The organism is Pseudomonas sp. H1h, assembly GCF_000633255.1.
In the GTDB taxonomy this organism is placed as follows: domain Bacteria; phylum Pseudomonadota; class Gammaproteobacteria; order Pseudomonadales; family Pseudomonadaceae; genus Aquipseudomonas.
In genome coordinates this window covers 91,791-117,152 of the sequence record NZ_AYMJ01000031.1, presented here as the reverse complement: position 1 = coordinate 117,152, position 25,362 = coordinate 91,791, and the positions used below count along the sequence as shown (strand labels likewise).

Here is a 25,362-nt window from a genome sequence, read left to right as displayed (position 1 = left end):
TTCCCTGTAATTAATCGCCTTTTCAGCACAATCCCCTGCGCAAACGTTTAGCGCTGACCGTTCGTCGGCCAGCGCCTCATGCGCCCTCGTCCGACGCCGATGAGCATTGAATGGCGCTGAATGGATTTGGCGAACCGGTTACTCCGCCCGGGCCACCTGCTCATTCATTCACGAGATCGCCCCATGTTCGACTCTCTCTCCATTCGCCTGAAAATCGTCCTGCTCTCCGGTCTGTACCTGCTCGGTGTGGTCGCGCTGATCGTCGGCATGAACATTTACCAGACCAACCAGAACGACGAACTCGTCAGCGACTCCAGCAGCAAGATGCTCACCGCCAGTGTGCAGAACCTGTTGCAGGCCAAGGCTGCCGAGCAAGCGGTGCGGGTGCAGAAGACCTTTGGCGAAAGCCTGACGGTGATCACCGCGCTGGCCGACCAGATCAAGGACATGCGTGCGATGGCCACCAAGCGTTCGCTGGACGCCGGTGCCCTGCGTGAGGAGTTGAACCAGAGCCTGAAAACCGCATTCGAACGCAACGACAAGGTGCTCGGCATCTGGCTCGCCTTCGAACCCAACGGGCTGGATGGCAAGGACAGCGAGTTCGTCAACGACGCTGCGCGCCAGTCCAACGAAGCCGGGCGTTTTGCGACCTACTGGAGCCGCGCTGCCGGTTCCGCGCTGAACACGATCATGGTCGAAGAAGACATGACCAAGACCACCCTCAGCGTCAGCGGTACGCCGTACAACAGCTGGTACACCTGCCCTCGCGACAACAAGCGCACCTGCCTGCTCGACCCGTACGCCGACACCGTGGGCACCAAGGAAATGTTGATGACCACCATTTCGGTGCCACTGATCGTCGACGGCAAGGCCATCGGAGTGGTCGGCGTCGACATCGCCCTCGATGCCCTGCAGGCGGCGGCCGTGGATTCCCAGCGCAACCTCTTCAACAACGCCGGGCACATGCTGATCGTCTCCGGCAGCGGTGTGCTCGGGGCCGACAGTTCCGACGCGACCAAAGTCGGCAAAAAGATCAGCGACACCCTCGGCGCCGACGGCAAAGACCTGCTGCAACTGGTCAGCAGCGGCACACCGAAAATCCTTGAACAGGGTGACCTGATTCGTGCCGTGTACCCGGTCGATCCGATTGGCAACTCGCGGGCCTGGGGCGTGGTCATCGACCTGCCGAAACAGGTGCTGCTGGCCGACTCGGTGAAACTGCAAGCGGTGCTCGACGACGCCCAGAAAACCGGCTTGATCACCGCGCTGCTGGTGGCCGTGGTGGCGGGACTGGTCGGTCTGTTGCTGATCTGGCTCACCGCGTCGGGCGTGACCCGGCCGATCAACAGCGTCGCCGACATGTTGAAAAATATCGCCAGCGGTGAAGGTGACCTGACTCAACGCCTGAACTACAGCAAGCAGGATGAACTGGGCGAGCTGGTGAACTGGTTCAACCGCTTCCTCGACAAGCTGCAACCGACCATTGCCCAGATCAAACAGAGCATTACCGAGGCACGGGGCACTGCCGACCAGTCTTCGGAAATCGCCCGCCAGACCAGTGAAGGCATGCAGGTGCAGTTCCGCGAGATCGACCAGGTTGCTACCGCCTCCAACGAAATGAGCGCCACCGCCCACGATGTCGCCAACAGCGCATCGAACGCGGCCAACGCTGCCAAGGGCGCCGATCAGTCGGCCAGAGACGGCATGTCGATCATCGAGCGCAGCACCCGCGACATCAATCAACTGGCTGATGAAGTCAGCAAAGCCGTGACCGAAGTCGAAGCGCTAGCGGTCAACAGCGAGCAGATCGGCTCGGTGCTGGAAGTGATCCGCAGCATCGCCGAACAGACCAACCTGCTGGCGCTCAACGCTGCCATCGAAGCGGCCCGGGCCGGTGAGAGCGGGCGTGGTTTCGCGGTGGTGGCCGATGAAGTGCGCAACCTCGCCAAGCGCACCCAGGATTCGGTGGAAGAAATCCGTATCGTGATCGAGCGCATCCAGACCGGCACCCGTGGCGTGGTGGCGACCATGCATTCGAGCCAGACCCAGGCGCACAACAATGCCGGGCAGATCCGTCAGGCGGTGGACGCACTGGGCAAGATCAGCGATGCGGTGACGGTGATCAGCGACATGAACCTGCAGATCGCCAGCGCCGCCGAGCAACAGAGCGCCGTGGCCGAAGAGGTCAACCGCAACGTCTCGGCGATTCGCACCGTGACTGAAACGTTGACCGAGCAAGCCACGGAGTCGGCGGCGATCAGCAGCCAACTGAATGCCTTGGCGAGCCAGCAGATGAAGCTGATGGATCAGTTCCGCGTCTGAACCTCACCACCGCACCATTGTGGAAGCGAGCCTGCTCGAAAGCGGTGTGTCAGCGCCATTAACAGTGACTGATACAGCGCATTCGCGAGCAGGCTCGCTCCCACAGGGGCCGTGTTCGTTGTTCGGGAATTTCATCTGGCTCAGGATTTTTTTGCACTATCATCGTCCTCTCTTCCGGAGGGCCTTCGATGACTGATTTACTCACGTCCATTCAAGCCGCGCTCGGCTTGCCTCAAACGCCGATTCCGTTCACCGCCAGTGGCGCCCTGCCCTCGGCGTTCGCGGTCACCGACCTGGCCTGCGCCAGCATCGCCGCTGCCGGTCAGGCCGTCGTCGAACTGCTCCGGCAACAGACCGGGAACCCGCCCGCCGTCGAAGTCGACCGGCGTCTGGCCTCGTTCTGGTTTGCCACCTCATTGCGTCCGATTGGCTGGGAAGTGCCGCCGCTGTGGGATCCCGTCGCCGGCGACTACGCCACCCAGGATGGCTGGATCCGCCTGCACACCAACGCCCCGCATCACCGCGCCGCCGCCGAAAGCGTGCTGGGGGCCTGCGCCGACCGTGCCGCGATGGCAGCGAAAGTCGCGCAATGGAGCAGCGCCGAGCTGGAGCAAGCGGTGGTCGACGCCAAGGGCTGTGCCGCGCAAATGCGCAGTTGGGCGCAGTGGCAGCAGCATCCGCAGGGGCTGGCGGTAAATGCTGAACCATTGGTGCACTTCAGCGCTGATCAGCACGAAGTTGCGCCAGCGTGGTCCGGGTCGGTGGCGCGACCGCTGGCAGGACTCAAGGTGCTGGACCTGACCCGCGTGCTCGCCGGCCCCACCGCCAGCCGTTTTCTCGCGGGCCTCGGGGCCGACGTGCTGCGCATCGATCCGCCGACCTGGAACGAACCGGGCGTGGTGCCGGAAGTCACCCTCGGCAAACGCTGCGCACGGCTGGACCTGCATCAAGCGGCCGATCGTGCGCTGTTTGAAGATTTGTTGAAGGACGCTGATATTCTGCTGCACGGCTACCGTGCCGATGCACTGACACACCTCGGTTTCGGCAGCGAGCGCCGCCGGCAACTGGCACCGGGGCTGATCGACGTCTGCCTCAACGCCTACGGCTGGAGCGGCCCATGGCAGAACCGCCGCGGCTTCGACAGCCTGGTGCAAATGAGCAGCGGCATCGCCGAGGCCGGACAGCGCTGGAAGCACGCCGACAAACCCACTCCGCTGCCGGTGCAGGCGCTAGACCATGCAACCGGTTATCTGATGGCAGCGAGTGCGATCTGTCTTTTGACACAACGTTTGCAGAACGGCCGGGGTGGCTCGGCGCGTTTGTCACTGGCGCGAACCGCCAAGCTGCTGATCGAGCAGGGGCCGGGGCCGAGCGAAGCGTTGCGCGCTGAAGACGCGCAGGATCAAAGCTCGCAGCTGGAACAGACACCGTGGGGGCCGGCGCACCGCTTGCTGGCGCCAGTGAAGATCAGCGGGACGCCGCTGCAGTGGGCGTTGCCGGCCACTGAACTGGGTTCGCATCGAGCCCAGTGGTGACCTTCTGACCGCTTTCGCAAGCAGGCTCGCTCCCACATTTGAAACGCGTTCCCCTGTGGGAGCGGGCTTGCTCCCACATTTGAAATGCATTCCCCTGTGGGAGCGGGCTTGCTCTCACATTTGAAATGCGTTCCCCTGTGGGAGCGGGCTTGCTCGCGAAGAGGCCAGAACTGACACCATGAAATCAGGATCAGTCAGCCCGGCTCAAAGACGTCCACAACACCTGCGCCGCATACCCCCGAAAAGGCCGCCAAGCCTCAGCCCGATCAGCCAATGCCCGCGCCGTGGGTCGAGTCCCTTCCAGCTCTTCCAGCGCCCGCAACAACCCGACATCGCCATGGGGAAACCCATCCATATCGCGCAACTGCCGTAGCGCAATGTACTGCGCCGTCCACTCGCCAATCCCGTGCAACGCGAGCAATCGCGCAATGCCGCCCTCGCGATTCGGCTCGAACAACAACGGATCCTCCAGCAGCGCCTGCGCCACGCCCGAGAGCGTCCGTCCACGACTTTTCGGCATGCCCAGCGCCGCCAGATCGGCCGTCGCCAGCACCTGCGCCTCGGGAAATACGTGAGTCACACCCGGCACTGTCGAGCGTAATGGTGCGCCATGGTGCGCGAGCAGTTTTCCCGCCAGGCGAATCGCCGCGACCACGGTAATCTGCTGCCCCAGCACTGCGCGAAAGGCCAGTTCCAGACCGTCCCACGCACCCGGCACGCGCAGCCCCGGGCGCTCGGCGATCAATCGCGCCAACAGCGGATCGTGGGCCAGATGCCGTTGCATCAACGCAAGGTCGGCATCCAGATCAAACTGTCGGCGCAAGCGCAGGACTATCTCGGGCACCGCGGCCGGCTCAGCAAAATCCAGCTCGACGTCCAGCGCATCCCCCGCACCCGCCCACACAGACACCGTGCCGTGCACGCCGCGCAAGCCGATGCTGCGCGAATAAACGCCATCAACCACGGTCTCCATCCCGACCACCGCCCGCGCGGCGAGAAATCCCGACATCGCGTCCCAGTCATAGGGCGGCTGATACGCCAGCGCCAACCTCACAGCGACAGCACACCACTGTACAAGCCATACGCCGCCAGCCCGGCGCCGATGATCACGCAGGTGAAGATCACCTTCTCGACATGCGTGAACAACGGCTCGCCCTGCTCATGCTTGGCCTTGGCAAACAACACCACCCCCGGCGCATACAGCAGCGCCGACAGCAGCAGGTATTTCACCCCGCCGGCGTACAACAGCCACACCGCGTAACACAGGGCGATACCGCCAATCAGCAGATCCTTGGTGCGCTCGGCCGAGGCGTGCTCGTAGGTTTCGCCGCGTCCGCTGAGCAGCACCGCGTACGCTGCCGACCACAGGTACGGCACCAGAATCATCGACGAGGCCAGGTAGATCAGGCTGGTGTAGGTGCCGGCGGAAAACAGCGTGATCAGCAGGAAAATCTGAATCATCACGTTGGTCAGCCACAGCGCATTGACCGGCACATGATTGGCGTTTTCCTTTTTCAGGAACGCCGGCATGGTCTTGTCCCGGGCCGTGGCAAAGAGGATTTCGGCGCACAGCAACGCCCACGACAGCAACGCGCCGAGCAGGGAAACAGCCAGACCGAGGCTGATCAGCAATGCGCCCCACGGCCCGACGATGTGTTCCAGCACCGCCGCCAGCGACGGGTTCTGCAGGTTCGCAAGTTCCGGCTGACTCATGATCCCCAGCGACAACACGTTGACCAGCACCAGCAGTGCCAGCACGCCGATAAAACCGATCACCGTGGCGCGGCCGACATCGGTGCGTTTCTCCGCCCGTGCCGAGTACACACTGGCGCCCTCGATGCCGATGAACACGAACACCGTCACCAGCATCATGTTGCGCACCTGATCCATCACCCCGCCGAAGCTCGGGTTGCTGTGGCCCCAGATGTCACGGGTGAAGATGTCGGCCTTGAACGCCACTGCCGCGATGACGATGAACATGATCAACGGCACGATCTTGGCGACCGTGGTCACCTGATTGATGAACGCCGCCTCCTTGATCCCGCGCATCACCAGAAAGTGCACGGCCCACAGCAGCACCGACGCGCAGCCGATGGCGATCGGCGTGTTGCCCTGACCGAACACCGGAAAGAAATAGCCGAGGGTGCTGAACAGCAGAACGAAGTAACCGACGTTGCCCAGCCAGGCGCTGATCCAGTAACCCCAGGCAGACGAGAAACCCATGTAGTCGCCGAATCCGGCCTTGGCGTAGGCGTAGACGCCGGAATCCAGCTCGGGCTTGCGGTTGGCGAGAGTCTGGAACACGAACGCCAGGGTCAACATGCCGATCGCCGTGATGCCCCAACCGATCAGTATCGCCCCGGCATCGGCACGGGCCGCCATGTTCTGCGGCAGCGAGAAAATCCCCCCGCCAATCATCGAACCCACCACCAGGGCGATCAACGCGCCTAATCGCAGCTTTTGCGTCGGTTGCGACATCTGAGTCTCCATTCAAGTGCGTCGTGAGTTGTTATTTGTAACAACTATTAACTAAACGGATAAAGCCCGATCACGTTTATCAGGTAATACCGAAAAACGCCCATTTATATATAGCGGATAACGCTAACGCCTAGCACGTCAAGACAGTTTTGTGCGCTGGTCCTGATAATTCAATTCTGTACTGAAAACAGATGGGGAAAATTTGCCAAAAGCTGAAAAAGAACTAGCGTGATAATTCGAAAGTAATAATAGCCATTCCCAACCACTCCACCAGAAAGCCTCTGGGACGGGCCTTTCAGACGAAAGCTTTATGCCATCAGTGATTTCCTAAGTCATTCATTAACAATGGAATGTGACCATGAACTGATCTAAGTCAGCTGTTTGAACAGACAACAGAACTACGCTGTGATCTCTTCTCTCCTGCAATGGAGTCATGCAATGTCTGAAGCTCCCGGAAAACTACGACTAGGTGCACTGGCTGCATTGGTAGTCGGCTCGATGATCGGTGGCGGGATATTTTCTTTGCCACAAAACATGGCCGCCAGCGCCGACGTCGGCGCGGTGCTGATCGGTTGGGCCATCACCGCTGTCGGCATGCTCACCCTCGCTTTTGTCTTTCAAACCCTGGCCAATCGCAAGCCTGACCTGGACGGCGGAGTCTACGCCTACGCCAAGGCCGGTTTCGGCGACTACATGGGTTTTTCGTCCGCCTGGGGTTACTGGATCAGTGCCTGGCTGGGCAACGTTGGTTACTTTGTTCTCTTGTTCAGCACCCTCGGCTATTTCTTTCCGGTTTTCGGCGAAGGCAACACGGTGGCGGCGGTGATCGGCGCCTCCGTGCTGCTGTGGGCCGTGCATTTCCTGGTGCTGCGCGGGATCAAGGAAGCGGCATTCATCAACCTTGTGACCACTGTCGCCAAGGTCGTGCCGCTGCTGCTGTTCGTGCTGATCGCAATCTTCGCTTTCAAACTGGACATCTTCACCGCTGACATCTGGGGCGTGAAAAACCCGGATCTGGGCAGCGTGATGAACCAGGTGCGCAACATGATGCTGGTCACCGTGTGGGTGTTCATCGGCATCGAGGGCGCGAGCATCTTCTCGGCACGGGCAGAGAAACGTTCCGACGTCGGCAAGGCCACTGTGATCGGCTTCATCACCGTGCTGCTGTTCCTGGTGCTGGTGAACGTGCTGTCGCTAGGCATCATGACCCAGCCAGAACTGGCCAAACTGCAGAACCCGTCGATGGCCGCCGTGCTGGAGCACGTGGTCGGTCACTGGGGTGCCGTGCTGATCAGCGTCGGTCTGATCATCTCGCTGCTGGGCGCGCTGCTGTCGTGGGTGCTGCTGTGTGCGGAGATCATGTTCGCCGCCGCCAAGGACCACACCATGCCGGAGTTCCTGCGCAAGGAAAACGCCAACCACGTACCGGTCAACGCCCTGTGGCTGACCAACGCGATGGTGCAGATTTTCCTGATCATCACCCTGTTCTCGGCCAGCACTTACCTGTCGCTGATCTACCTCGCCACCTCGATGATTCTGGTGCCGTACCTGTGGTCGGCGGCCTATGCCCTGCTGCTGGCGGTGCGCGGCGAAACCTACGAAGGCTTTGCGGCCGAGCGACGCAAGGACCTGATCATCGGCGGGATCGCGCTGATCTATGCGGTCTGGCTGCTGTATGCCGGCGGGGTCAAGTACCTGCTGCTCTCGGCCCTGCTGTATGCCCCCGGCGCGATCCTGTTCGCCAAGGCCAAGCTCGAACTCAAACAAGCGGTTTTCACCAACGTCGAGAAGCTGATTTTCGCCGCGGTGATCGTGGGTGCCCTGGTGGCGGCCTACGGTCTCTACGACGGCTTCCTGACCCTGTAATTGCCCAAAGTTTTATCTCTGGAGGATCACTGCAATGACCACGGAAAAAGTTAAGTACGGCGTCCATTCCGAAGCCGGCAAACTGCGCAAAGTCATGGTTTGCTCCCCAGGTCTGGCCCACCAGCGGCTGACCCCGAACAACTGCGATGAACTGCTGTTCGACGATGTGCTGTGGGTTGCCCAGGCCAAGCGCGACCACTTCGACTTCGTCACCAAGATGCGTGAACGCGGGATCGACGTGCTGGAAATGCACAACCTGCTGACCGACATCGTCGCCATCCCTGAAGCGCTGGACTGGATTCTTGAGCGCAAGGTCACCGCCGATTCGGTGGGCCTGGGCCTGATCAGCGAAGTAAAATCCTGGCTGAAAAGCCTTGAGCCACGGCACATCGCCGAATTCCTGATCGGTGGCGTGTCCGCCGATGATCTGCCGGACAGCTTCGGTGGCAAGACCATCCAGATGTTCCGCGACTTCCTCGGCCACTCCAGCTTCATTCTGCCGCCACTGCCCAACACCCAGTTCACCCGCGACACCACTTGCTGGATCTACGGTGGCGTGACGCTGAACCCGATGTACTGGCCGGCGCGTCGCCAGGAAACCCTGCTGGCGACCGCGATCTACAAATTCCACCCGCAGTTCACCAACGCCGATTTCGAGATCTGGTACGGCGACCCGGACAAGGAGCACGGCAGCTCGACGCTTGAAGGCGGCGACGTGATGCCGATCGGCAATGGCGTGGTGTTGATCGGCATGGGCGAACGCTCGTCCCGTCAGGCCATCGGCCAACTGGCGCTGAACCTGTTCAAGAACAAGGCCGTGGAAAAAGTCATCGTGGCCGGCCTGCCCAAATCCCGCGCCGCGATGCATCTGGACACCGTGTTCAGCTTCTGCGACCGCGACCTGGTGACGATCTTCCCGGAAGTGGTGAACCAGATCGTCGCGTTCACCCTGCGCCCTGACGAAAGCAAACAAGGCGGCATCGACATCCGCCGCGAAGAAGGCACCTTCCTCGACACCGTGGCCAAAGCCCTCAACCTGCCGAAGCTGCGCGTGGTGGAAACCGGTGGCAACAGCTTCGCCGCCGAACGCGAACAATGGGACGACGGCAACAACGTGGTGGCCGTGGAACCGGGCGTGGTCATCGGCTACGACCGCAACACTTACACCAACACCCTGCTGCGCAAGGCCGGCGTGGAAGTCATCACCATCAGCGCCGGCGAGCTCGGTCGCGGCCGCGGCGGCGGCCACTGCATGACCTGCCCGATCGTGCGTGACCCAATCGATTACTAAACGACCATCTCCCCGGCCGCACCCACCCCGTAGCGGCCGGGCCGATTACCGAATCCAAGGAGAATCATCATGGCGTTCAACATTCACAACCGTAACCTGCTCAGCCTGGAACACCACACCCCACGTGAGCTGCGTTACCTGCTCGACCTGTCCCGCGACCTGAAACGCGCCAAATACACCGGCACCGAGCAGCAACACCTCAAGGGCAACAACATCGCCCTGATCTTCGAAAAAACCTCGACCCGCACCCGCTGCGCGTTCGAAGTGGCCGCGTATGACCAAGGCGCCAATGTCACCTACATCGACCCGAACTCTTCGCAGATCGGCCACAAGGAAAGCATGAAAGACACGGCCCGCGTGCTGGGTCGCATGTACGACGCCATTGAGTACCGTGGCTTCAAACAGGAAATCGTCGAAGAGCTGGCGAAGTTCGCTGGCGTACCGGTGTTCAACGGCCTGACCGACGAATATCACCCGACACAAATGATCGCCGACGTGCTGACCATGCGTGAACACGCCGACAAACCCATCCATGACATCAGCTACGCCTACCTTGGCGATGCGCGCAACAACATGGGCAACTCGCTGCTGCTGGTCGGCGCCAAACTCGGCATGGACGTGCGCATCTGCGCGCCGAAAGCCCTGTGGCCGCATGATGATCTGGTCGATCGCTGCAAGAAATACGCGGAAGAATCCGGCGCACGCATCACCCTCACCGAAGACCCGAAAGCTGCCGTCAAAGGCGTCGACTTCATCCACACCGACGTCTGGGTGTCGATGGGCGAACCGGTTGAAGCGTGGGCCGAGCGTATCCAGCAACTGCTGCCGTACCAGGTCAACAAAGAACTGATGAAAGCCACCGGCAACCCACGCACCAAGTTCATGCATTGCCTGCCGGCGTTCCACAACAGCGATACCAAGGTCGGCAAACAGATCGCCGAACAGTATCCGCACCTGGCCAACGGCATCGAAGTGACCGACGACGTGTTCGAGTCGCCAGCCTGCATCGCCTTCGAGCAAGCGGAAAACCGCATGCACACCATCAAGGCGATCCTGGTCTCGACCCTGGCTGACCTGTAACAACTCACTGAAGGAACCGGATCCAAATGTGGGAGCGGGCTTGCTCGCGAAGAGGCCATATCAGGCAACATTCATGGAGCCTGACACACCGCCTTCGGGAGCAAGCCCCCCTCCCACCAAGGCCCCCGGTTCTGGCAGTACGACCGAGTCGTTTGCCTCTCCTCTGATTAGAAGGACATACACCATGCGTATCGTCGTAGCTCTGGGCGGCAACGCCCTGCTCCGCCGTGGCGAACCGATGACCGCTGACAATCAGCGCGCCAACATCCGCATCGCCACCGAGCAAATCGCCAAGATCCACCCCGGCAACCAACTGGTCATCGCCCACGGCAATGGCCCGCAAGTCGGCCTGCTGTCGCTGCAGGCGGCGGCGTATACCTCCGTCACCCCTTACCCGCTGGACGTACTCGGTGCCGAAACCGAAGGCATGATCGGCTACATCATCGAACAGGAACTGGGCAACCTGCTGGACTTCGAGGTGCCGTTCGCCACTCTGCTGACCCAGGTTGAAGTCGACGCCAAGGACCCGGCGTTCCAGAACCCGACCAAACCGATCGGCCCGGTCTACGACAAGGCCGAAGCGGAAAAACTCGCCGCCGAAAAAGGCTGGGCCATCGCCCCGGACGGTGACAAGTTCCGCCGTGTGGTCGCCAGCCCACGGCCGAAACGGATCTTCGAAATCCGCCCGATCAAGTGGCTGCTGGACAAGGGCAGCATCGTAATCTGCGCCGGCGGCGGCGGGATTCCGACCCTGTACGACGAGCACCGCAACCTCAAGGGCATCGAGGCGGTGATCGACAAGGATCTGTGCTCGTCGCTGCTCGCCGAACAACTGGAAGCCGACCTGCTGGTGATCGCCACTGACGTCAACGCGGCGTTCATCGACTACGGCAAACCGACGCAGAAAGCCATCGCCGAAGCGCATCCGGACGAACTCGAACGCCTTGGCTTTGCCGCCGGCTCCATGGGACCGAAGGTGCAGGCAGCCTGCGAATTCGCGCGCCATACTGGCAAGGTCGCGGTGATCGGCTCGCTGGCGGACATCGAAGCGATTGTCCAGGGCACTGCTGGTACTCGCGTGACCACCGCGAAGCCCGGCATCAGCTATCGATAATTAGAAACTGCGGGGGCAGGCTCAGGGTCTGCCCTTCTCCCATGCCTTGAAAGGAGAAACCCATGGCCCAATTCGAACCCGGTCATTTGCATATTGAGCGGCATGCGTTGACGCCGGATGACGTCAGCTACAACGTGCACCTCGACTATGAGTTATTCACCGATCCTGGAAAAGGCAAAGGCATCCAGTTCACCCTGCACGGCAGCATCCAGGGCAAGGACATGAAAGAGACCTTCTTCCTGCCCAAGGAGGAGGCGTACAACTTTGCCAACAACGTGACACGAATCGCCGAGAAGTACGGGATTCCCAGGACCCACAGCCAGATCGGCTCGGTGCACAAGCATTACGATCTGATGTTTGAAGACATCCGTGTGCAGTTGAATATGAAATCCGGCGACCCGGTGAACATCGAACACTTCGAATAACCCGAACACAGCACACTCCCCCCTGTGGGAGCGGGCTTGCTCGCTCCCACAAGAGATCTGTGTAGCGCTGAAAAGCGCCATACATTTCACCATTGCCCCGCCCCAAGGCATACTTGCCACCCTCCGCACTGCAGAACACTGAACCGCCCCATGCGTATCCACGTCAGCTTCATCGACCGCGTCGGCATCACCCAGGAAGTCCTGGCTATCCTCGGTGGGCGTAATCTCAATCTGGATGCGGTGGAGATGATTCCGCCCAACGTCTACATCGACGCGCCGACCTTGAGCCCGCAAGTGCTCGAAGAACTCAAAGATGCGCTGTTTCGGGTGCTCGGTGTGGAGGCGGTGACCGTGGTCGACATCCTCCCCGGCCAGCGTCGGCACTTGCAGCTTGATGCGTTGCTGGCAGCGATGACCGACCCGGTACTCGCCCTCGACAGCGCCGGGAAAGTGTTGCTGGCGAACCCGGCGCTGATCGCGTTGTACGGCCGCGAACCGGCCGGTGAGAGTGTCGCGGAACTGTTCAACGATCCTGGCCTGCTGGAAACCCTGCTCGAACAAGGTTTCCGTCTGCCGCTGCGGGAAATCACCGTCAACGGCCAGACTTTGTTGCTCGACGCCACACCGATCACCGACGCTGGCGCGCTGCTGACCCTCTATCAGCCGAACCGCATCGGCGAACAACTTTCCGCACTGCACCACGACCATGCCGAAGGTTTCGATGCGCTACTGGGCGAGTCCCCGGCGATCCGCACCCTCAAGGCGCGCGCTCAACGCGTTGCCGCCCTGGATGCGCCGCTGTTGATTCAAGGTGAAACCGGCACCGGTAAAGAACTGGTCGCCCGTGCCTGCCACGCGATCAGTGCGCGGCACAGCGCGCCTTTTCTGGCATTGAACTGCGCAGCGCTGCCGGAGAACCTCGCCGAAAGCGAACTGTTCGGCTACGCCCCAGGCGCCTTCACCGGCGCGGCGCGCGGTGGTAAACCGGGGCTGATGGAACTGGCCAACCAAGGCACGGTGTTTCTCGATGAGATCGGCGAAATGTCACCGTACCTGCAGGCGAAATTGCTGCGTTTCTTGAACGACGGCAGCTTCCGCCGCGTTGGCGGTGATCGTGAGGTCAAGGTCAATGTGCGCATTCTCAGCGCGACCCACCGCGATCTGGAAAAAATGGTCAGCGAAGGCCTGTTCCGCGAAGACCTGTTCTATCGCCTCAACGTGCTCAACGTTGAAGTGCCGCCGCTGCGCGAACGCGGTCAGGACATTCTGCTGTTGGCGCGCTACTTCATGCAGCAAGCCTGTGCGCAGATTCAGCGTCCGGTTTGCCGCCTCGCCCCCGGCACCTATCCGGCGTTGCTTGGCAACCGCTGGCCGGGCAACGTGCGGCAATTGCAGAACGTGATCTTCCGCGCCGCCGCGATTTGCGAAAGCAGCCTGGTGGATATCGGCGATCTCGACATCGCCGGCACCTCGGTCGCACGGCAAACCGACAGCGACGTCGACAGTCTCGAACAAGCTGTGGAAGCGTTTGAGCGATCGCTGCTGGAAAAACTCTACGTCAGCTATCCCTCGACCCGCCAACTGGCGAGCCGCCTGCAGACGTCGCACACGGCGATTGCGCATCGGCTACGCAAATACGGCATTCCCAACAAGCCCTGAACCGGACTCGGTCAAAAATGTGGGAGCGGGCTTGCTCGCGAAGGCGTCGGGTCAGCCAGTATTTATGGTGACTGACACACCGCATTCGCGAGCAAGCCCGCTCCCACAGGGTATGTGGCGTATTCGAAATCCGTTCAAAAACGACCTCAATCTGTACTGAAAGCGCTACAGCGGAACGATATCACTACACCCTCCTCCAGCGACCGCTGTGCAAGACTTTGATCCGCTTCAGCTTTTTTACCTGCCCTGATCTGTAGCGATTTCGCTACACGCCTCGTCCCACCGCCCTCAGCCAAATCCAATAACTCATTGTTTTATAAAGATAAATTCAAGATGGCCGCGTTCTTGCTAAGTAACCGCTCATAAAATCAGGGCATTACCGCCCCAGCCTTCCACCGCGTCCACCAGACGAGTCTGGCCCCCTTAGGAGTTTCCATGAGCGAGTTGCGTTTTACTGAAGATCACGAATGGCTGCGCACCGAAGCTGACGGTAGCGTTACTGTCGGCATCACCGCTTTCGCGCAGAACGCCCTGGGCGACGTGGTGTTCGTGCAACTGCCTGAGCTGCAGGCTTACGAAAAAGGCGCTGAAGCCGCCACCGTGGAATCGGTGAAAGCCGCCAGCGGCGTGTACATGCCCCTCGATGGCGACGTGCTGGAAGTCAACCCGGCGCTGGAAGACGCTCCAGAACTGGTCAACGAAGATCCACTGGGCGAAGGCTGGTTCTTCCGTTTCAAACCAAGCGACGCATCGGCCGTGGCGAAACTGCTGGATCAGGATGCGTACGACCGTCTGATCAAAGCCCAAGCCGAAGCCTGAGGAGTAGCGCCATGACCCAAGTAAACCTCGGCACCGCTAACGAATTCATCGCCCGTCACATCGGCCCGCGCGCCGGTGACGAGCAGGCCATGCTCAACAGCCTCGGCTTCGACTCGCTCGAAGCCCTGAGCGCCAGCGTCATCCCGGAAAGCATCAAGGGCACCAGCGTTCTCGGCATGGACGATGGCCTGAGTGAAGCCGACGCCCTGGCGATGATCAAATCGATCGCCGGCAAAAACCAGCTGTTCAAGACCTACATCGGCCAGGGCTACTACAACTGCCACACGCCATCACCGATCCTGCGCAACCTGCTGGAAAACCCGGCCTGGTACACCGCTTACACGCCGTACCAACCAGAAATTTCCCAGGGCCGTCTCGAAGCGCTGCTGAACTTCCAGACCCTGATCAGCGATCTCACCGGCCTGCCGATCGCCAACGCTTCCCTGCTCGATGAAGCTACCGCCGCTGCCGAAGCCATGACCTTCTGCAAACGCCTGAGCAAGAACAAGGGCAGCCACCAGTTCTTCGCCTCGATCCACAGCCATCCGCAAACCCTCGACGTGCTGCGCACCCGTGCCGAGCCGCTGGGTATCGATGTGGTCGTGGGCGACGAGCGTGAACTGAGCGACGTGACGCCGTTCTTCGGCGCGCTGCTGCAATACCCGGCCAGCAACGGTGATGTGTTCGACTACCGCGAACTGACCGAACGCTTCCACGCCGCCAACGCGCTGGTGGCCGTGGCTGCCGACCTGCTGGCCCTGACGCTGCTGACCGCCCCGGGCGAGTTTGGCGCCGACGTCGCTATCGGTTCTGCGCAACGTTTTGGCGTGCCGCTGGGCTTCGGTGGCCCGCACGCCGCGTACTTCTCCACCAAGGATGCATTCAAGCGCGACATGCCGGGCCGTCTGGTCGGCGTCTCGGTTGACCGTTTCGGCAAACCGGCCCTGCGTCTGGCGATGCAGACCCGCGAGCAACACATCCGCCGCGAGAAGGCCACGTCGAACATCTGCACGGCACAGGTGCTGTTGGCCAACATCGCCAGCATGTACGCCGTCTACCACGGCCCGAAAGGCCTGACGCAGATCGCCAACCGCGTGCATCACCTGACCGCGATTCTGGCCAAGGGCCTGAGCGCACTGGGCGCTAATGTCGAACAAGCCAGTTTCTTCGACACCCTGACCGTGGCCACCGGCGCACAAACCGCCGCGTTGCACGACAAGGCGCACGCTGCGCAGATCAACCTGCGCGTGATCGACGCTCAGCGTCTGGGCCTGTCGGTGGACGAAACCACCACTCAGGCTGACATCGAAACCCTGTGGCGCCTGTTCGCCGACGGCAAGACCCTGCCGGACTTCGCCGCACTGGCCGCCTCGGTGCAAAGCACCATCCCGACCGCGCTGGTACGTCAGTCGCCAATCCTCAGCCATCCAGTGTTCAACCGTTATCACTCCGAAACCGAGCTGATGCGCTACTTGCGCAAGCTGGCGGACAAGGACCTGGCCCTGGATCGCACCATGATCCCGCTGGGCTCGTGCACCATGAAACTCAACGCCGCCAGCGAAATGATCCCGGTGACCTGGGCCGAATTCGGCGCCCTGCACCCGTTCGCCCCAGCCGCACAAAGTGCCGGTTACCAGCAACTGACCGACGAACTGGAAGCGATGCTCTGCGCCGCCACCGGTTACGACGCGATCTCGCTGCAACCGAATGCCGGTTCGCAAGGTGAATACGCAGGCCTCCTGGCGATCCGCGCCTACCACCAGAGCCGTGGCGATGAGCGCCGCGACATCTGCCTGATCCCCTCGTCCGCCCACGGCACCAACCCGGCCACCGCCAACATGGCTGGCATGCGCGTGGTCGTGACCGCGTGCGATGCGCGTGGCAACGTCGACATCGAAGACCTGCGCGCCAAAGCCATCGAGCACCGCGAACACCTCGCCGCGCTGATGATCACCTACCCGTCGACCCACGGCGTGTTCGAAGAAGGCATCCGCGAAATCTGCGGGATCATTCACGACAACGGCGGCCAGGTATACATCGACGGCGCGAACATGAACGCAATGGTCGGCCTCTGTGCACCAGGCAAGTTCGGCGGCGACGTCTCGCACCTGAACCTGCACAAAACCTTCTGCATTCCACACGGCGGCGGCGGCCCGGGCGTCGGCCCGATTGGCGTCAAGTCGCACCTGACTCCGTTCCTGCCAGGCCACGGCCAGATGGAACGCAAGGAAGGCGCGGTCTGCGCAGCACCGTTCGGCAGCGCGAGCATTCTGCCGATCACCTGGATGTACATTCGCATGATGGGTGGGGCGGGTCTCAAGCGTGCTTCGCAACTGGCGATCCTCAACGCCAACTACATTTCCCGTCGCCTCGAAGAGCACTACCCGGTGCTGTACACCGGCAGCAACGGACTGGTGGCGCACGAATGCATCCTCGACCTGCGTCCGCTGAAAGACAGCAGCGGCATCAGCGTTGACGACGTCGCCAAGCGCCTGATCGACTTCGGCTTCCACGCCCCGACCATGTCGTTCCCGGTCGCTGGCACACTGATGATCGAGCCGACCGAAAGCGAATCCAAGGAAGAACTGGACCGCTTCTGCGACGCCATGATCCGCATCCGCGAAGAAATCCGTGCAGTGGAAAACGGCACCCTGGACAAAGACGACAACCCGCTGAAGAACGCCCCGCACACCGCAGCAGAACTGGTTGGCGAGTGGACCCACCCGTACAGCCGCGAGCAAGCGGTGTATCCAGTGGCGTCGTTGATCGAAGGCAAATACTGGCCGCCGGTCGGCCGTGTCGACAACGTGTTCGGCGATCGCAACCTGGTGTGCGCCTGCCCGTCGATCGAAAGCTACGCTTAACCGGATGAGGGGCGGGTTGACCTGCCCCGATTTCAGCAAAACCATAGATCCCAAAGTGGGAGCGGGCTTGCTCGCGAATGCGGTGTATCAGTCGCCATCAATGTTGCCTGACACACCGCATTCGCGAGCAAGCCCGCTCTTACAGGGGATTTGTGTCCAGCCTTGAGCTTGCGCCAATTCCTATAACAAGAAACCGGAGAACCACTCATGTCGTTAAGCGTGTTCGACCTGTTCAAGATTGGCATCGGTCCCTCCAGTTCCCACACCGTCGGCCCGATGCGTGCCGCTGCGCGCTTCGCCGAAGGCCTGCGCCGGGACGGCCTGTTGTCTGCAACCAGCACCCTCAAAGTCGAGCTGTACGGCTCGCTCGGTGCCACCGGCAAGGGGCACGGCAGCGACAAAGCCGTGTTGCTCGGCCTTGAGGGCGAACACCCCGACACTGTCGACACCGAAACCGTCGCCACGCGCCTGCAAGAGATTCGCGGCAACGGCCGGCTGAAGCTGCTCGGTGAACACAGCATCGCGTTCAACGAAAAAGAACACCTGGCAATGATCCGCAAACCGCTGGCTTATCACCCCAACGGCATGATCTTCCGTGCGTTCGACGCGGCGGGAATCCAGATCCGCAGCCGCGAGTATTACTCGGTCGGCGGTGGTTTCGTGGTCGACGAGGATGCCGCCGGTGCCGACCGCATCGTCGAAGACGCCACGCCGCTGACCTTCCCGTTCAAAAGCGCCAAGGACTTGCTTGGCCATTGCGCCACTTATGGGCTGTCGATCAGCCAGGTGATGCTGACCAACGAAAGCGCCTGGCGTCCGGAGGCGGAGACCCGCGCCGGCCTGCTGAAGATCTGGCAAGTGATGCAGGACTGCGTGGCTGCCGGATGCCGCAACGAAGGCATCCTGCCGGGCGGGCTGAAGGTCAAGCGCCGGGCGGCGGCGCTGCATCGGCAATTGTGCAAGAACCCGGAGTCGGCGCTGCGCGATCCACTGTCGGTGCTCGACTGGGTCAATCTGTACGCGCTGGCAGTCAACGAAGAAAACGCCAACGGCGGGCGCGTGGTGACTGCGCCCACCAACGGCGCGGCGGGGATCATCCCGGCGGTGCTGCATTACTACATGCGCTTTATCCCGGGTGCGAATGACGACGGCGTGGTGCGCTTTCTGCTGACCGCCGCCGCTATCGGCATTTTGTACAAGGAAAACGCCTCGATCTCCGGCGCCGAAGTCGGCTGTCAGGGCGAGGTCGGTGTCGCTTGTTCGATGGCGGCCGGCGCGTTGTGTGAAGTGCTCGGCGGCAGCGTGCAGCAAGTCGAGAACGCTGCGGAAATCGGCATGGAACACAACCTTGGCCTGACCTGCGACCCGATTGGCGGGCTGGTGCAGGTACCGTGCATCGAGCGCAACGCGATGGGCTCGGTGAAGGCGATCAACGCGGTGCGCATGGCGATGCGCGGCGACGGACAACACTTCGTCTCGCTCGACAAGGTCATCCGCACCATGCGCCAGACCGGCGCCGACATGAAAAGCAAATACAAGGAGACCGCCCGTGGCGGTCTGGCGGTCAACATTATCGAATGCTAATTAGCCCCCTCTCCCTTGGGGAGAGGGTTGGTGTGAATCAAGGAGTCCCGCATGTCCACCGAACCATTGTCGAAAACCCCGCTGCACGCTCTGCACCTCGAACTTGGCGCCCGCATGGTGCCCTTCGCTGGCTACGACATGCCGGTGCAATACCCGCTCGGCGTGATGAAAGAACACCAGCACACCCGTGAGCACGCCGGACTGTTCGACGTCTCGCACATGGGCCAGATCCGCCTGACCGGTGCCAACGCTGCCAAAGCCCTGGAAACCCTGGTACCGGTTGACATAATCGACTTGCCGGTGGGCATGCAGCGTTATGCGATGTTCACCAACCAGAGCGGTGGCATCCTCGACGACCTGATGGTCGCCAACCTCGGCAACGACGAACTGTTCCTGGTGGTCAATGCCGCCTGCAAGGATCAGGACCTGGCGCATCTGCAAAAACACATCGGCGATCAGTGCACCATCACGGAGCTGTTCGAAGCGCGCGCCCTGCTCGCCCTGCAAGGTCCGGCAGCCGTCACCGTACTGGCCCGCCTGGTGCCTGCAGTCGCGAAGATGACCTTCATGCAGTTCGCCCGCGTGAATCTGCTGGGCGTGGATTGCTTCGTCAGCCGTTCCGGTTACACCGGTGAAGACGGTTTCGAGATCTCGGTACCCGCAGCTGACGCGGAAAAACTCGCCCGCGCTCTGCTCGCAGAGCCTGAAGTCCAGGCCATCGGCCTCGGCGCCCGCGATTCGCTGCGCCTGGAAGCCGGCCTGTGCCTGTACGGCCACGACATGAACACCGACACCACACCCATCGAAGCCAGCCTGTTGTGGGCGATGTCCAAACCTCGCCGTGCCGACGGCGCGCGGGCCGGCGGTTTTCCGGGGGCAGAAAGCATTTTTGCTCAGCAGCAGAACGGCGTCGCCCGCAAACGCGTCGGCCTGCTGCCACAAGAACGCACACCCGTGCGTGAAGGCGCAGAAATCGTCAACGAAGCCGGCGAGATCATCGGCAGCGTGTGCAGCGGCGGCTTCGGGCCGACCTTGGGCGGCCCTTTGGCGATGGGTTACCTCGACAGCGCTTATGTCACCCTCGACACACCAGTCTGGGCCATCGTCCGTGGGAAAAAGGTGCAAATGCTTGTAAGCAAAATGCCATTTGTTCCACAACGCTACTACCGCGGTTGATTGATTGTTTCTATAAGTAACGCGATTGCGTTATGCGTGCACTAATGTGTAACGCAATCGCCACAAAAAAGTGCATTTTCTAACATTCGATTCGAATATGAACTTTGCTTATAACGATCGAAAACAATTGAACCCGCTAATCGTCCAAGCCGCACTAGTGAACTGACTAATTGCCAGCAGGGGCAGGAAAACCGGGGCCTTCACGGGGCTTGTTTTTTCTCCCGTAGTTGGCGTAGAGTTTGTCCACTGTGTTTGCATGGGTCAGCTTGGAATCGTGACCTGGGCAGTAGCCTACAAGTTAGCTACATCCCGTTCGACGTCTTCTTACTCTCCTGCAACCAGCCCCAGTACTCTTTCATGAGGAAGAGACTGTCATTAATTTTTGCGTCAAAGGAAATAAGAAATGTCCCAACGTCAGAGCGGTACCGTCAAGTGGTTTAACGACGAGAAAGGTTTTGGTTTTATCACTCCAGAAAGCGGTCCGGATCTGTTCGTGCATTTCCGCGCTATTCAGGGCAACGGCTTCAAAAGCCTGAAAGAAGGCCAGAAAGTGACCTTCGTTGCTGTGCAAGGCCAGAAAGGCATGCAGGCTGACGAAGTACAAGCAGAAGGCTAATCTTCTGTAACGAAAAAGCCCCTGATATTGATATCAGGGGCTTTTTTGTGCGCGCGAATCCGTAAAATGGCGCTTCATTTTGCGTCCAGAGGCTGCCATGTCGAAAAACCTGCTCACTCCCCAGGGCGATTTTCCTGCCGTAGGCCTCGGTCGACGTTTGGCCGCGATGTTCTATGACTTCCTGCTGTGCACCGCCCTGCTGATCGTGACCGGCTTCGTTTACAAGCTGATCCAGGCAGCGATCATCGGCGAAGAGCGTCTGCGCGCAATGACCGATGCCGGCAAACTGGATGGCGACCCGCTGTACTCCACTGTATTGCTGCTGGTGCTGTTTGCGTTCTTCGCCAAGTTCTGGACCCATGGCGGCCAGACACTGGGCATGCAGGTGTGGGGGATTCGCGTACAGAACGCCGATGGCAGCGCGATCAGCCTGTGGCAGGCACTGTTGCGCTTCATGGTGTCGATCGCTTCGTGGCTGTGCGCAGGGCTCGGGTTCTTCTGGTCGCTGTACGACAAACAGAAGCGCACCTGGCACGACATCTACTCCGATACCCGCCTGGTACGGATTCCGAAGAAAACCAAATAACCCTCCAAAACGCAGAAACAACTGTGGGAGCGGGCTTGCTCGCGAAGGCATCGTATCAGTCGAGTTAGATGTTGACTGATATGACGCCTTCGCGAGCAATCCCGCTCCCACAGGTTTTGTATGCTGCCTTTAGAGCTTAGGCGTTACCAGCCAGCTTCATCCGCGCGGCCTGAGTAAAGTCCAGCATGCGCTTCAAAGGCCGGATCGCCTGCGGAATCAGCGCCGGATCAACAAAGATCTCGTTCGTGCCTTCCTTGAGGCTCTTGAGCGTTCGCTCAAGGGTGTTCATGGCCATCCACGGGCAATGTGCGCAACTGCGGCATGCGGCGCCGTTACCGGCGGTTGGCGCCTCGATGAAGACCTTGTCCGGGCACAGCTGCTGCATCTTGTAGAAGATGCCGCGATCGGTAGCGACAATCAGGGTCTTGTTCGGCAGGCTTTGCGCGGCAGCGATCAACTGGCTGGTCGAACCGACGGCATCCGCTAGTTCGATCACCGAGGTCGGCGACTCCGGGTGCACCAGAATGGCGGCGTCCGGGTACAGCGCCTTCATGTCTTCAAGCTGCTTGGACTTGAACTCCTCGTGAACGATGCAGGCGCCGTCCCACAGCAGCATGTCGGCACCGGTCTTGCGCTGGATGTAAGTACCCAGATGCTTGTCCGGGCCCCAGATGATGGTCTCGCCGTTGTCCATCAGGCTTTCGACGATCTCCAGCGCGCAACTCGACGTCACGACCCAGTCAGCCCGGGCTTTGACCGCTGCGGAGGTGTTGGCGTACACCACCACCGTGCGCTCCGGGTGCTGATCACAGAACGCCGAGAACTCATCTACCGGGCAACCCAGGTCCAGCGAGCACGTCGCATCAAGGGTCGGCATCAGCACGCGTTTTTCCGGGTTGAGAATCTTCGCGGTCTCACCCATGAATTTCACGCCGGCGACCACCACGGTCTTGGCCGGATGGGCGTTACCGAAGCGGGCCATCTCCAGGGAATCGGATACACAGCCTCCGGTCTCTTCGGCCAGGGCCTGAATCACCGGATCGCAATAGAAGTGGGCAACCAGCACCGCGTCCTGAGCCTTGAGCTCGGCGGCGATGGCGGAACGGTAATAGGCCTCTTCCTCGGCACTCAGCGGTTTGGGCTGTTTGGCATCGAGGTGGGCTTGAACCAGAAGGCGTTCGGAAATCTGCGTCATGTTCGCAAGACCTGCAGGCGCTTTCGCGCGAAAGTCGAGTATACACCCGGCTCCGGACCGCTTGAGGGTACCGCCGGGAGAGTGAGTATCATCAGGCACGGACAGCATTGAAGCTGCGCAAGGCTACAGAATATCCCGTTGATACAAAAGATGATTCTGACCTGTGTCAGCACCGACGGCGCTGAGGAAATGCTCACCCGAATCGCAGGCAAAAAAAAACCCGGAAATCCTCACTTTCGTGGGCCTTCCGGATTTTCTAAACCGCCAAATATGGTGGGTCGTGTGGGATTCGAACCTACGACCAATTGGTTAAAAGCCAACTGCTCTACCAACTGAGCTAACGACCCGCTGTGTGGTGGCGCGTATAATACTGATTTTTAAGGACTATTCAACACCTTTTTGAAAAAAATCAAAAATAATGTGTTGGGTCGTCCACACCAGCGGCCGCAAAGCCCTCTGCACGCAGGCGGCAGCTGTCGCATTTACCGCATGCGCGGCCTTCATCGTCGGCCTGATAGCAGGAAACAGTAAGACCATAATCCACACCCAGCTTCACGCCGGCCTGGACGATCTGCGCCTTGCTCAGGTTCTGCAGCGGCGCCTGAATGCGGAAGCCATTGCCTTCCACGCCCGCCTTGGTCGCCAGGTTGGCCATACACTCGAACGACTCGATGAACTCGGGACGGCAATCCGGGTAACCGGAGTAATCGACCGCATTGACGCCGATGAAGATGTCACGGGCGCCGAGCACTTCAGCCCAGCCCAATGCCAGCGACAGGAACACCGTGTTGCGCGCCGGCACGTAAGTCACCGGAATGCCCTCACCCAGCGCCTCAGGAATGTCGATGCTGGTATCGGTCAGGGCCGAACCACCCATGCCGTTCAGGTTCAGGCCAATGACCTTGTGCTCGACCACACCCAGATCACGGGCAACACGGGCGGCGGCGTGCAGTTCAGCGTGAGAACGCTGACCATAATCGAAGCTCATGGTGTAGCAGGCGTAACCTTCAGCCCGGGCCATCGCCACGACTGTGGCTGAGTCCAGGCCACCGGACAGCAGGATTACTGCGCGTTTTTCACTCGTGTTCAGTTGTTCAGTCATCTCAGCGCCCCGGCTCATCATTCCATAGATATTTATGCAGCTGCAGTTGCAACCGCACTGGCAGATTATCTGCCACCACCCAGTCCGCCAGATCCCTCGCGTTGAGGTCATGGTGACTTGGAGAAAACAGAACTTCGCCGGCACGTCGGTCGAGCCCGTACTGGATCAGTTTGGAAACTGCCCAGTCATAGTCTTCCCGCGAACAGATGACAAACTTCACCTGGTCGTTGCGAGTCAGCAGCTCGATATTCTCGTAACGGTTGCGATGGGCCTCTTTCGAGCCGGGCGTCTTCAGGTCGACAACGCGACTGACCCGCGAGTCGACTGCCGAAACGTCGAGGGCACCGCTGGTTTCCAGCGAGACCTCGTAACCGGCATCACACAAGCGCTTGAGCAAGGGAATGGCATTGGGCTGTGCCAGCGGCTCACCGCCAGTGACACACACATAGCGCGGTCGGAACCCGGCCACTTGCTCAAGGATGTCGTCGAGGGTGCGGATCGTACCGCCAGTGAACGCGTAGGCGCTGTCGCAGTATTGGCAACGCAATGGGCAACCGGTCAGGCGCACAAAAACCGTGGGCAGCCCGGCAGTCCGCGTTTCCCCCTGCAACGAGTAGAAAACTTCGGTGATTCTCAATGTGTCTTGCATAGTCGCCACGGGCGTAACAGCTAAACAGGCTGTCCGCCTCCGTCAGGCACTTCAGATAACCCCGCCAACGCGCAGGCCATAAGAAGCGTGTTTCAGAAAAAGGGCGTGAATTCTAACGAAAAAACCCGCGACAAGCGCGGGTTTCTTCCAAACGGGGTGAAGCTCAATTACATGCGTTGCAGATCGCGTTGGGCCAACTGGGCTGCGGAGGTCCCCGGGTATTGGGAAACCACCTGCTGCAGAATGCCTTTGACCTTGTCGGTGTGACCGAGGCGGCGCTCTACGTCAGCCAGCTTGTACAGCGAATCCGGCACTTTGGCATGCTTGGGATACAGTTGCGAAACCTTGGCAAACGCTTGACCCGCACCTTGCAGATCGCCTTTGGCCAGATTGACTTCGCCCAACCAGTACTGGGCATTGCCCGCGTATTGGCTGTTCGGGTATTTGCGCAGGAATGCCGAGAAAGCCTGGCTGGCCTTGTCGAAATCCTTGGCTTTGATCAGATCGAAAGCCGCATCGTAATACAGCTTTTCCTTGGCCGGATCACCCGGTTCACTGCTCGCAGCAGGTGCCTGGGCAGCAGCCCCGGCACCAGCGGCAGCACCGGCAGCAGCACTTGCATCGCCACCGGCAGAAGAATTCTCAGGAGTCGCGGCAGGTGCAGCACCGGATCCTATGCGCCGATCAAGATCCTGGTATCGCTCCAGGGACTCTTGCTTCATGCGCGCAACCTGATTCTGCAGTTCTTCGATCACACCTTGCTGGCGCGATATCTGATCCTGCATTTGTTGCAATTGGTTGAACAGCATGCCCTGTGCCGAGGCAGGGGCCGAAGCCGCTCCCCCGGCATAGGCGCCGTTCGTACCGTAACCTGCAGGCGGATAACTGCTCCCGCTATTGTTATAACCGGAGTTGTCATCGACCACAGGAACCGCAGCCCACGCCGCAAGCGGCGCGAGGCTGAGAGCCAGAACAGTTACAGCACGACGGCACGTTCGCAT

The 25,362-nt window shown here is 60.6% G+C and carries 20 protein-coding genes, 1 tRNA gene and 1 pseudogene; 15 read left to right on the top strand and 7 right to left on the bottom strand.

Annotated elements, in window-relative coordinates:
* Nucleotides 1-120 precede the first annotated feature (120 nt).
* From U862_RS31530 to U862_RS0124435, 3 genes and pseudogenes are all read left to right on the top strand, one after another.
* Nucleotides 121-1,416, top strand: a pseudogene (locus U862_RS31530) (chemotaxis protein); the annotation flags it as partial.
* A gap of 150 nt (nt 1,417-1,566) precedes the next feature.
* Nucleotides 1,567-2,322 (top strand): methyl-accepting chemotaxis protein, encoded by a 756-nt coding sequence (locus U862_RS31525; protein ID WP_371260381.1) that lies wholly within the window; start codon nt 1,567-1,569, stop codon nt 2,320-2,322.
* Nucleotides 2,323-2,510: 188 nt separating this feature from the next.
* Nucleotides 2,511-3,857 (top strand): CoA transferase, encoded by a 1,347-nt coding sequence (locus tag U862_RS0124435; protein WP_025112811.1) that lies wholly within the window; start codon nt 2,511-2,513, stop codon nt 3,855-3,857.
* A gap of 190 nt (nt 3,858-4,047) precedes the next feature.
* On the opposite strand, the gene U862_RS0124430 is transcribed toward U862_RS0124435, so the two are convergent.
* Both U862_RS0124430 and arcD (U862_RS0124425) read right to left on the bottom strand, forming a co-directional pair.
* Complete coding sequence (locus U862_RS0124430) at nt 4,048-4,911, bottom strand: DNA-3-methyladenine glycosylase (RefSeq protein WP_025112810.1); 864 nt, start codon at nt 4,909-4,911, stop codon at nt 4,048-4,050.
* On the bottom strand, nt 4,908-6,335 hold the full coding sequence (gene arcD / locus U862_RS0124425) for an arginine-ornithine antiporter (RefSeq protein ID WP_025112809.1): 1,428 nt from the start codon (nt 6,333-6,335) through the stop codon (nt 4,908-4,910). The genes U862_RS0124430 and arcD (U862_RS0124425) overlap by 4 nt, the downstream gene beginning before the upstream one ends.
* A 438-nt stretch (nt 6,336-6,773) precedes the next feature.
* Between arcD (U862_RS0124425) and arcD (U862_RS0124420) the strand changes: the two genes are divergently transcribed.
* From arcD (U862_RS0124420) to U862_RS0124365, 12 genes are all read left to right on the top strand, one after another.
* Nucleotides 6,774-8,201: an arginine-ornithine antiporter gene (arcD, locus tag U862_RS0124420; RefSeq protein WP_025112808.1), complete on the top strand. Its 1,428-nt coding sequence runs from the start codon at nt 6,774-6,776 to the stop codon at nt 8,199-8,201.
* Between the two features lie 34 nt (nt 8,202-8,235).
* Nucleotides 8,236-9,492, top strand: coding sequence for an arginine deiminase (gene arcA / locus U862_RS0124415; RefSeq protein WP_025112807.1), 1,257 nt, complete (start codon nt 8,236-8,238; stop codon nt 9,490-9,492).
* 69 nt (nt 9,493-9,561) lie between these two features.
* On the top strand, nt 9,562-10,572 hold the full coding sequence (locus U862_RS0124410; protein ID WP_025112806.1) for an ornithine carbamoyltransferase: 1,011 nt from the start codon (nt 9,562-9,564) through the stop codon (nt 10,570-10,572).
* A 184-nt stretch (nt 10,573-10,756) separates the two neighbouring features.
* The gene (gene arcC, locus U862_RS0124405; protein ID WP_025112805.1) at nt 10,757-11,686 is read left to right on the top strand and encodes a carbamate kinase; all 930 of its coding nucleotides are present in this window, start codon (nt 10,757-10,759) and stop codon (nt 11,684-11,686) included.
* A 62-nt stretch (nt 11,687-11,748) separates the two neighbouring features.
* Nucleotides 11,749-12,111 (top strand): DUF5064 family protein, encoded by a 363-nt coding sequence (locus tag U862_RS0124400; RefSeq protein ID WP_025112804.1) that lies wholly within the window; start codon nt 11,749-11,751, stop codon nt 12,109-12,111.
* Nucleotides 12,112-12,261: 150 nt separating this feature from the next.
* Nucleotides 12,262-13,770, top strand: coding sequence for a sigma-54-dependent transcriptional regulator (locus tag U862_RS0124395; protein ID WP_025112803.1), 1,509 nt, complete (start codon nt 12,262-12,264; stop codon nt 13,768-13,770).
* A gap of 435 nt (nt 13,771-14,205) precedes the next feature.
* Nucleotides 14,206-14,589 carry a glycine cleavage system protein GcvH gene (gcvH, locus tag U862_RS0124390; RefSeq protein ID WP_025112802.1) on the top strand — a complete coding sequence of 128 codons (384 nt, stop codon included), beginning with the start codon at nt 14,206-14,208 and terminating at the stop codon, nt 14,587-14,589.
* Between the two features lie 11 nt (nt 14,590-14,600).
* Complete coding sequence (gene gcvP / locus U862_RS0124385) at nt 14,601-17,453, top strand: aminomethyl-transferring glycine dehydrogenase (RefSeq protein ID WP_025112801.1); 2,853 nt, start codon at nt 14,601-14,603, stop codon at nt 17,451-17,453.
* 207 nt (nt 17,454-17,660) lie between these two features.
* The gene (locus U862_RS0124380) at nt 17,661-19,037 is read left to right on the top strand and encodes an L-serine ammonia-lyase (RefSeq protein ID WP_025112800.1); all 1,377 of its coding nucleotides are present in this window, start codon (nt 17,661-17,663) and stop codon (nt 19,035-19,037) included.
* A gap of 51 nt (nt 19,038-19,088) precedes the next feature.
* Nucleotides 19,089-20,213, top strand: a complete 1,125-nt coding sequence (gene gcvT, locus U862_RS0124375; RefSeq protein ID WP_025112799.1) for a glycine cleavage system aminomethyltransferase GcvT — start codon at nt 19,089-19,091, stop codon at nt 20,211-20,213.
* A 403-nt stretch (nt 20,214-20,616) separates the two neighbouring features.
* Entirely contained in the window at nt 20,617-20,829 is a 213-nt protein-coding gene (locus tag U862_RS0124370) for a cold-shock protein (protein ID WP_007934683.1), read from the top strand.
* Nucleotides 20,830-20,926: 97 nt separating this feature from the next.
* Nucleotides 20,927-21,415: an RDD family protein gene (locus tag U862_RS0124365; protein WP_025112798.1), complete on the top strand. Its 489-nt coding sequence runs from the start codon at nt 20,927-20,929 to the stop codon at nt 21,413-21,415.
* Nucleotides 21,416-21,551: 136 nt separating this feature from the next.
* Here the strand turns inward: U862_RS0124365 and nadA are convergent, their stop codons facing one another.
* The 5 genes from nadA to ybgF form a co-directional block, all read right to left on the bottom strand.
* Nucleotides 21,552-22,610, bottom strand: a complete 1,059-nt coding sequence (gene nadA / locus U862_RS0124360) for a quinolinate synthase NadA (protein ID WP_025112797.1) — start codon at nt 22,608-22,610, stop codon at nt 21,552-21,554.
* 271 nt (nt 22,611-22,881) lie between these two features.
* Nucleotides 22,882-22,957, bottom strand: a tRNA-Lys gene (locus U862_RS0124355).
* Nucleotides 22,958-23,019: 62 nt separating this feature from the next.
* On the bottom strand, nt 23,020-23,712 hold the full coding sequence (gene queC / locus U862_RS0124350) for a 7-cyano-7-deazaguanine synthase QueC (RefSeq protein ID WP_025112796.1): 693 nt from the start codon (nt 23,710-23,712) through the stop codon (nt 23,020-23,022).
* Nucleotide 23,713: 1 nt separating this feature from the next.
* Nucleotides 23,714-24,361 (bottom strand): 7-carboxy-7-deazaguanine synthase QueE, encoded by a 648-nt coding sequence (gene queE, locus U862_RS0124345; protein WP_025112795.1) that lies wholly within the window; start codon nt 24,359-24,361, stop codon nt 23,714-23,716.
* Between the two features lie 167 nt (nt 24,362-24,528).
* Nucleotides 24,529-25,362, bottom strand: coding sequence for a tol-pal system protein YbgF (gene ybgF, locus U862_RS0124340; protein WP_025112794.1), 834 nt, complete (start codon nt 25,360-25,362; stop codon nt 24,529-24,531).

Bases quoted from the DNA above. Each gene is read 5' to 3' on its own strand.
- U862_RS31525 (WP_371260381.1), top strand. From the start codon at position 1,567: ATGCAGGTGCAGTTCCGCGAGATCGACCAGGTTGCTACCGCCTCCAAC.
- U862_RS0124435 (WP_025112811.1), top strand. From the start codon at position 2,511: ATGACTGATTTACTCACGTCCATTCAAGCCGCGCTCGGCTTGCCTCAA.
- arcD (WP_025112809.1), bottom strand. From the start codon at position 6,335: ATGTCGCAACCGACGCAAAAGCTGCGATTAGGCGCGTTGATCGCCCTG.
- arcD (WP_025112808.1), top strand. From the start codon at position 6,774: ATGTCTGAAGCTCCCGGAAAACTACGACTAGGTGCACTGGCTGCATTG.
- arcA (WP_025112807.1), top strand. From the start codon at position 8,236: ATGACCACGGAAAAAGTTAAGTACGGCGTCCATTCCGAAGCCGGCAAA.
- U862_RS0124410 (WP_025112806.1), top strand. From the start codon at position 9,562: ATGGCGTTCAACATTCACAACCGTAACCTGCTCAGCCTGGAACACCAC.
- arcC (WP_025112805.1), top strand. From the start codon at position 10,757: ATGCGTATCGTCGTAGCTCTGGGCGGCAACGCCCTGCTCCGCCGTGGC.
- U862_RS0124400 (WP_025112804.1), top strand. From the start codon at position 11,749: ATGGCCCAATTCGAACCCGGTCATTTGCATATTGAGCGGCATGCGTTG.
- U862_RS0124395 (WP_025112803.1), top strand. From the start codon at position 12,262: ATGCGTATCCACGTCAGCTTCATCGACCGCGTCGGCATCACCCAGGAA.
- gcvH (WP_025112802.1), top strand. From the start codon at position 14,206: ATGAGCGAGTTGCGTTTTACTGAAGATCACGAATGGCTGCGCACCGAA.
- gcvP (WP_025112801.1), top strand. From the start codon at position 14,601: ATGACCCAAGTAAACCTCGGCACCGCTAACGAATTCATCGCCCGTCAC.
- U862_RS0124380 (WP_025112800.1), top strand. From the start codon at position 17,661: ATGTCGTTAAGCGTGTTCGACCTGTTCAAGATTGGCATCGGTCCCTCC.
- gcvT (WP_025112799.1), top strand. From the start codon at position 19,089: ATGTCCACCGAACCATTGTCGAAAACCCCGCTGCACGCTCTGCACCTC.
- U862_RS0124370 (WP_007934683.1), top strand. From the start codon at position 20,617: ATGTCCCAACGTCAGAGCGGTACCGTCAAGTGGTTTAACGACGAGAAA.
- U862_RS0124365 (WP_025112798.1), top strand. From the start codon at position 20,927: ATGTCGAAAAACCTGCTCACTCCCCAGGGCGATTTTCCTGCCGTAGGC.
- nadA (WP_025112797.1), bottom strand. From the start codon at position 22,610: ATGACGCAGATTTCCGAACGCCTTCTGGTTCAAGCCCACCTCGATGCC.
- queC (WP_025112796.1), bottom strand. From the start codon at position 23,712: ATGACTGAACAACTGAACACGAGTGAAAAACGCGCAGTAATCCTGCTG.
- queE (WP_025112795.1), bottom strand. From the start codon at position 24,361: ATGCAAGACACATTGAGAATCACCGAAGTTTTCTACTCGTTGCAGGGG.
- ybgF (WP_025112794.1), bottom strand. From the start codon at position 25,362: ATGCGAACGTGCCGTCGTGCTGTAACTGTTCTGGCTCTCAGCCTCGCG.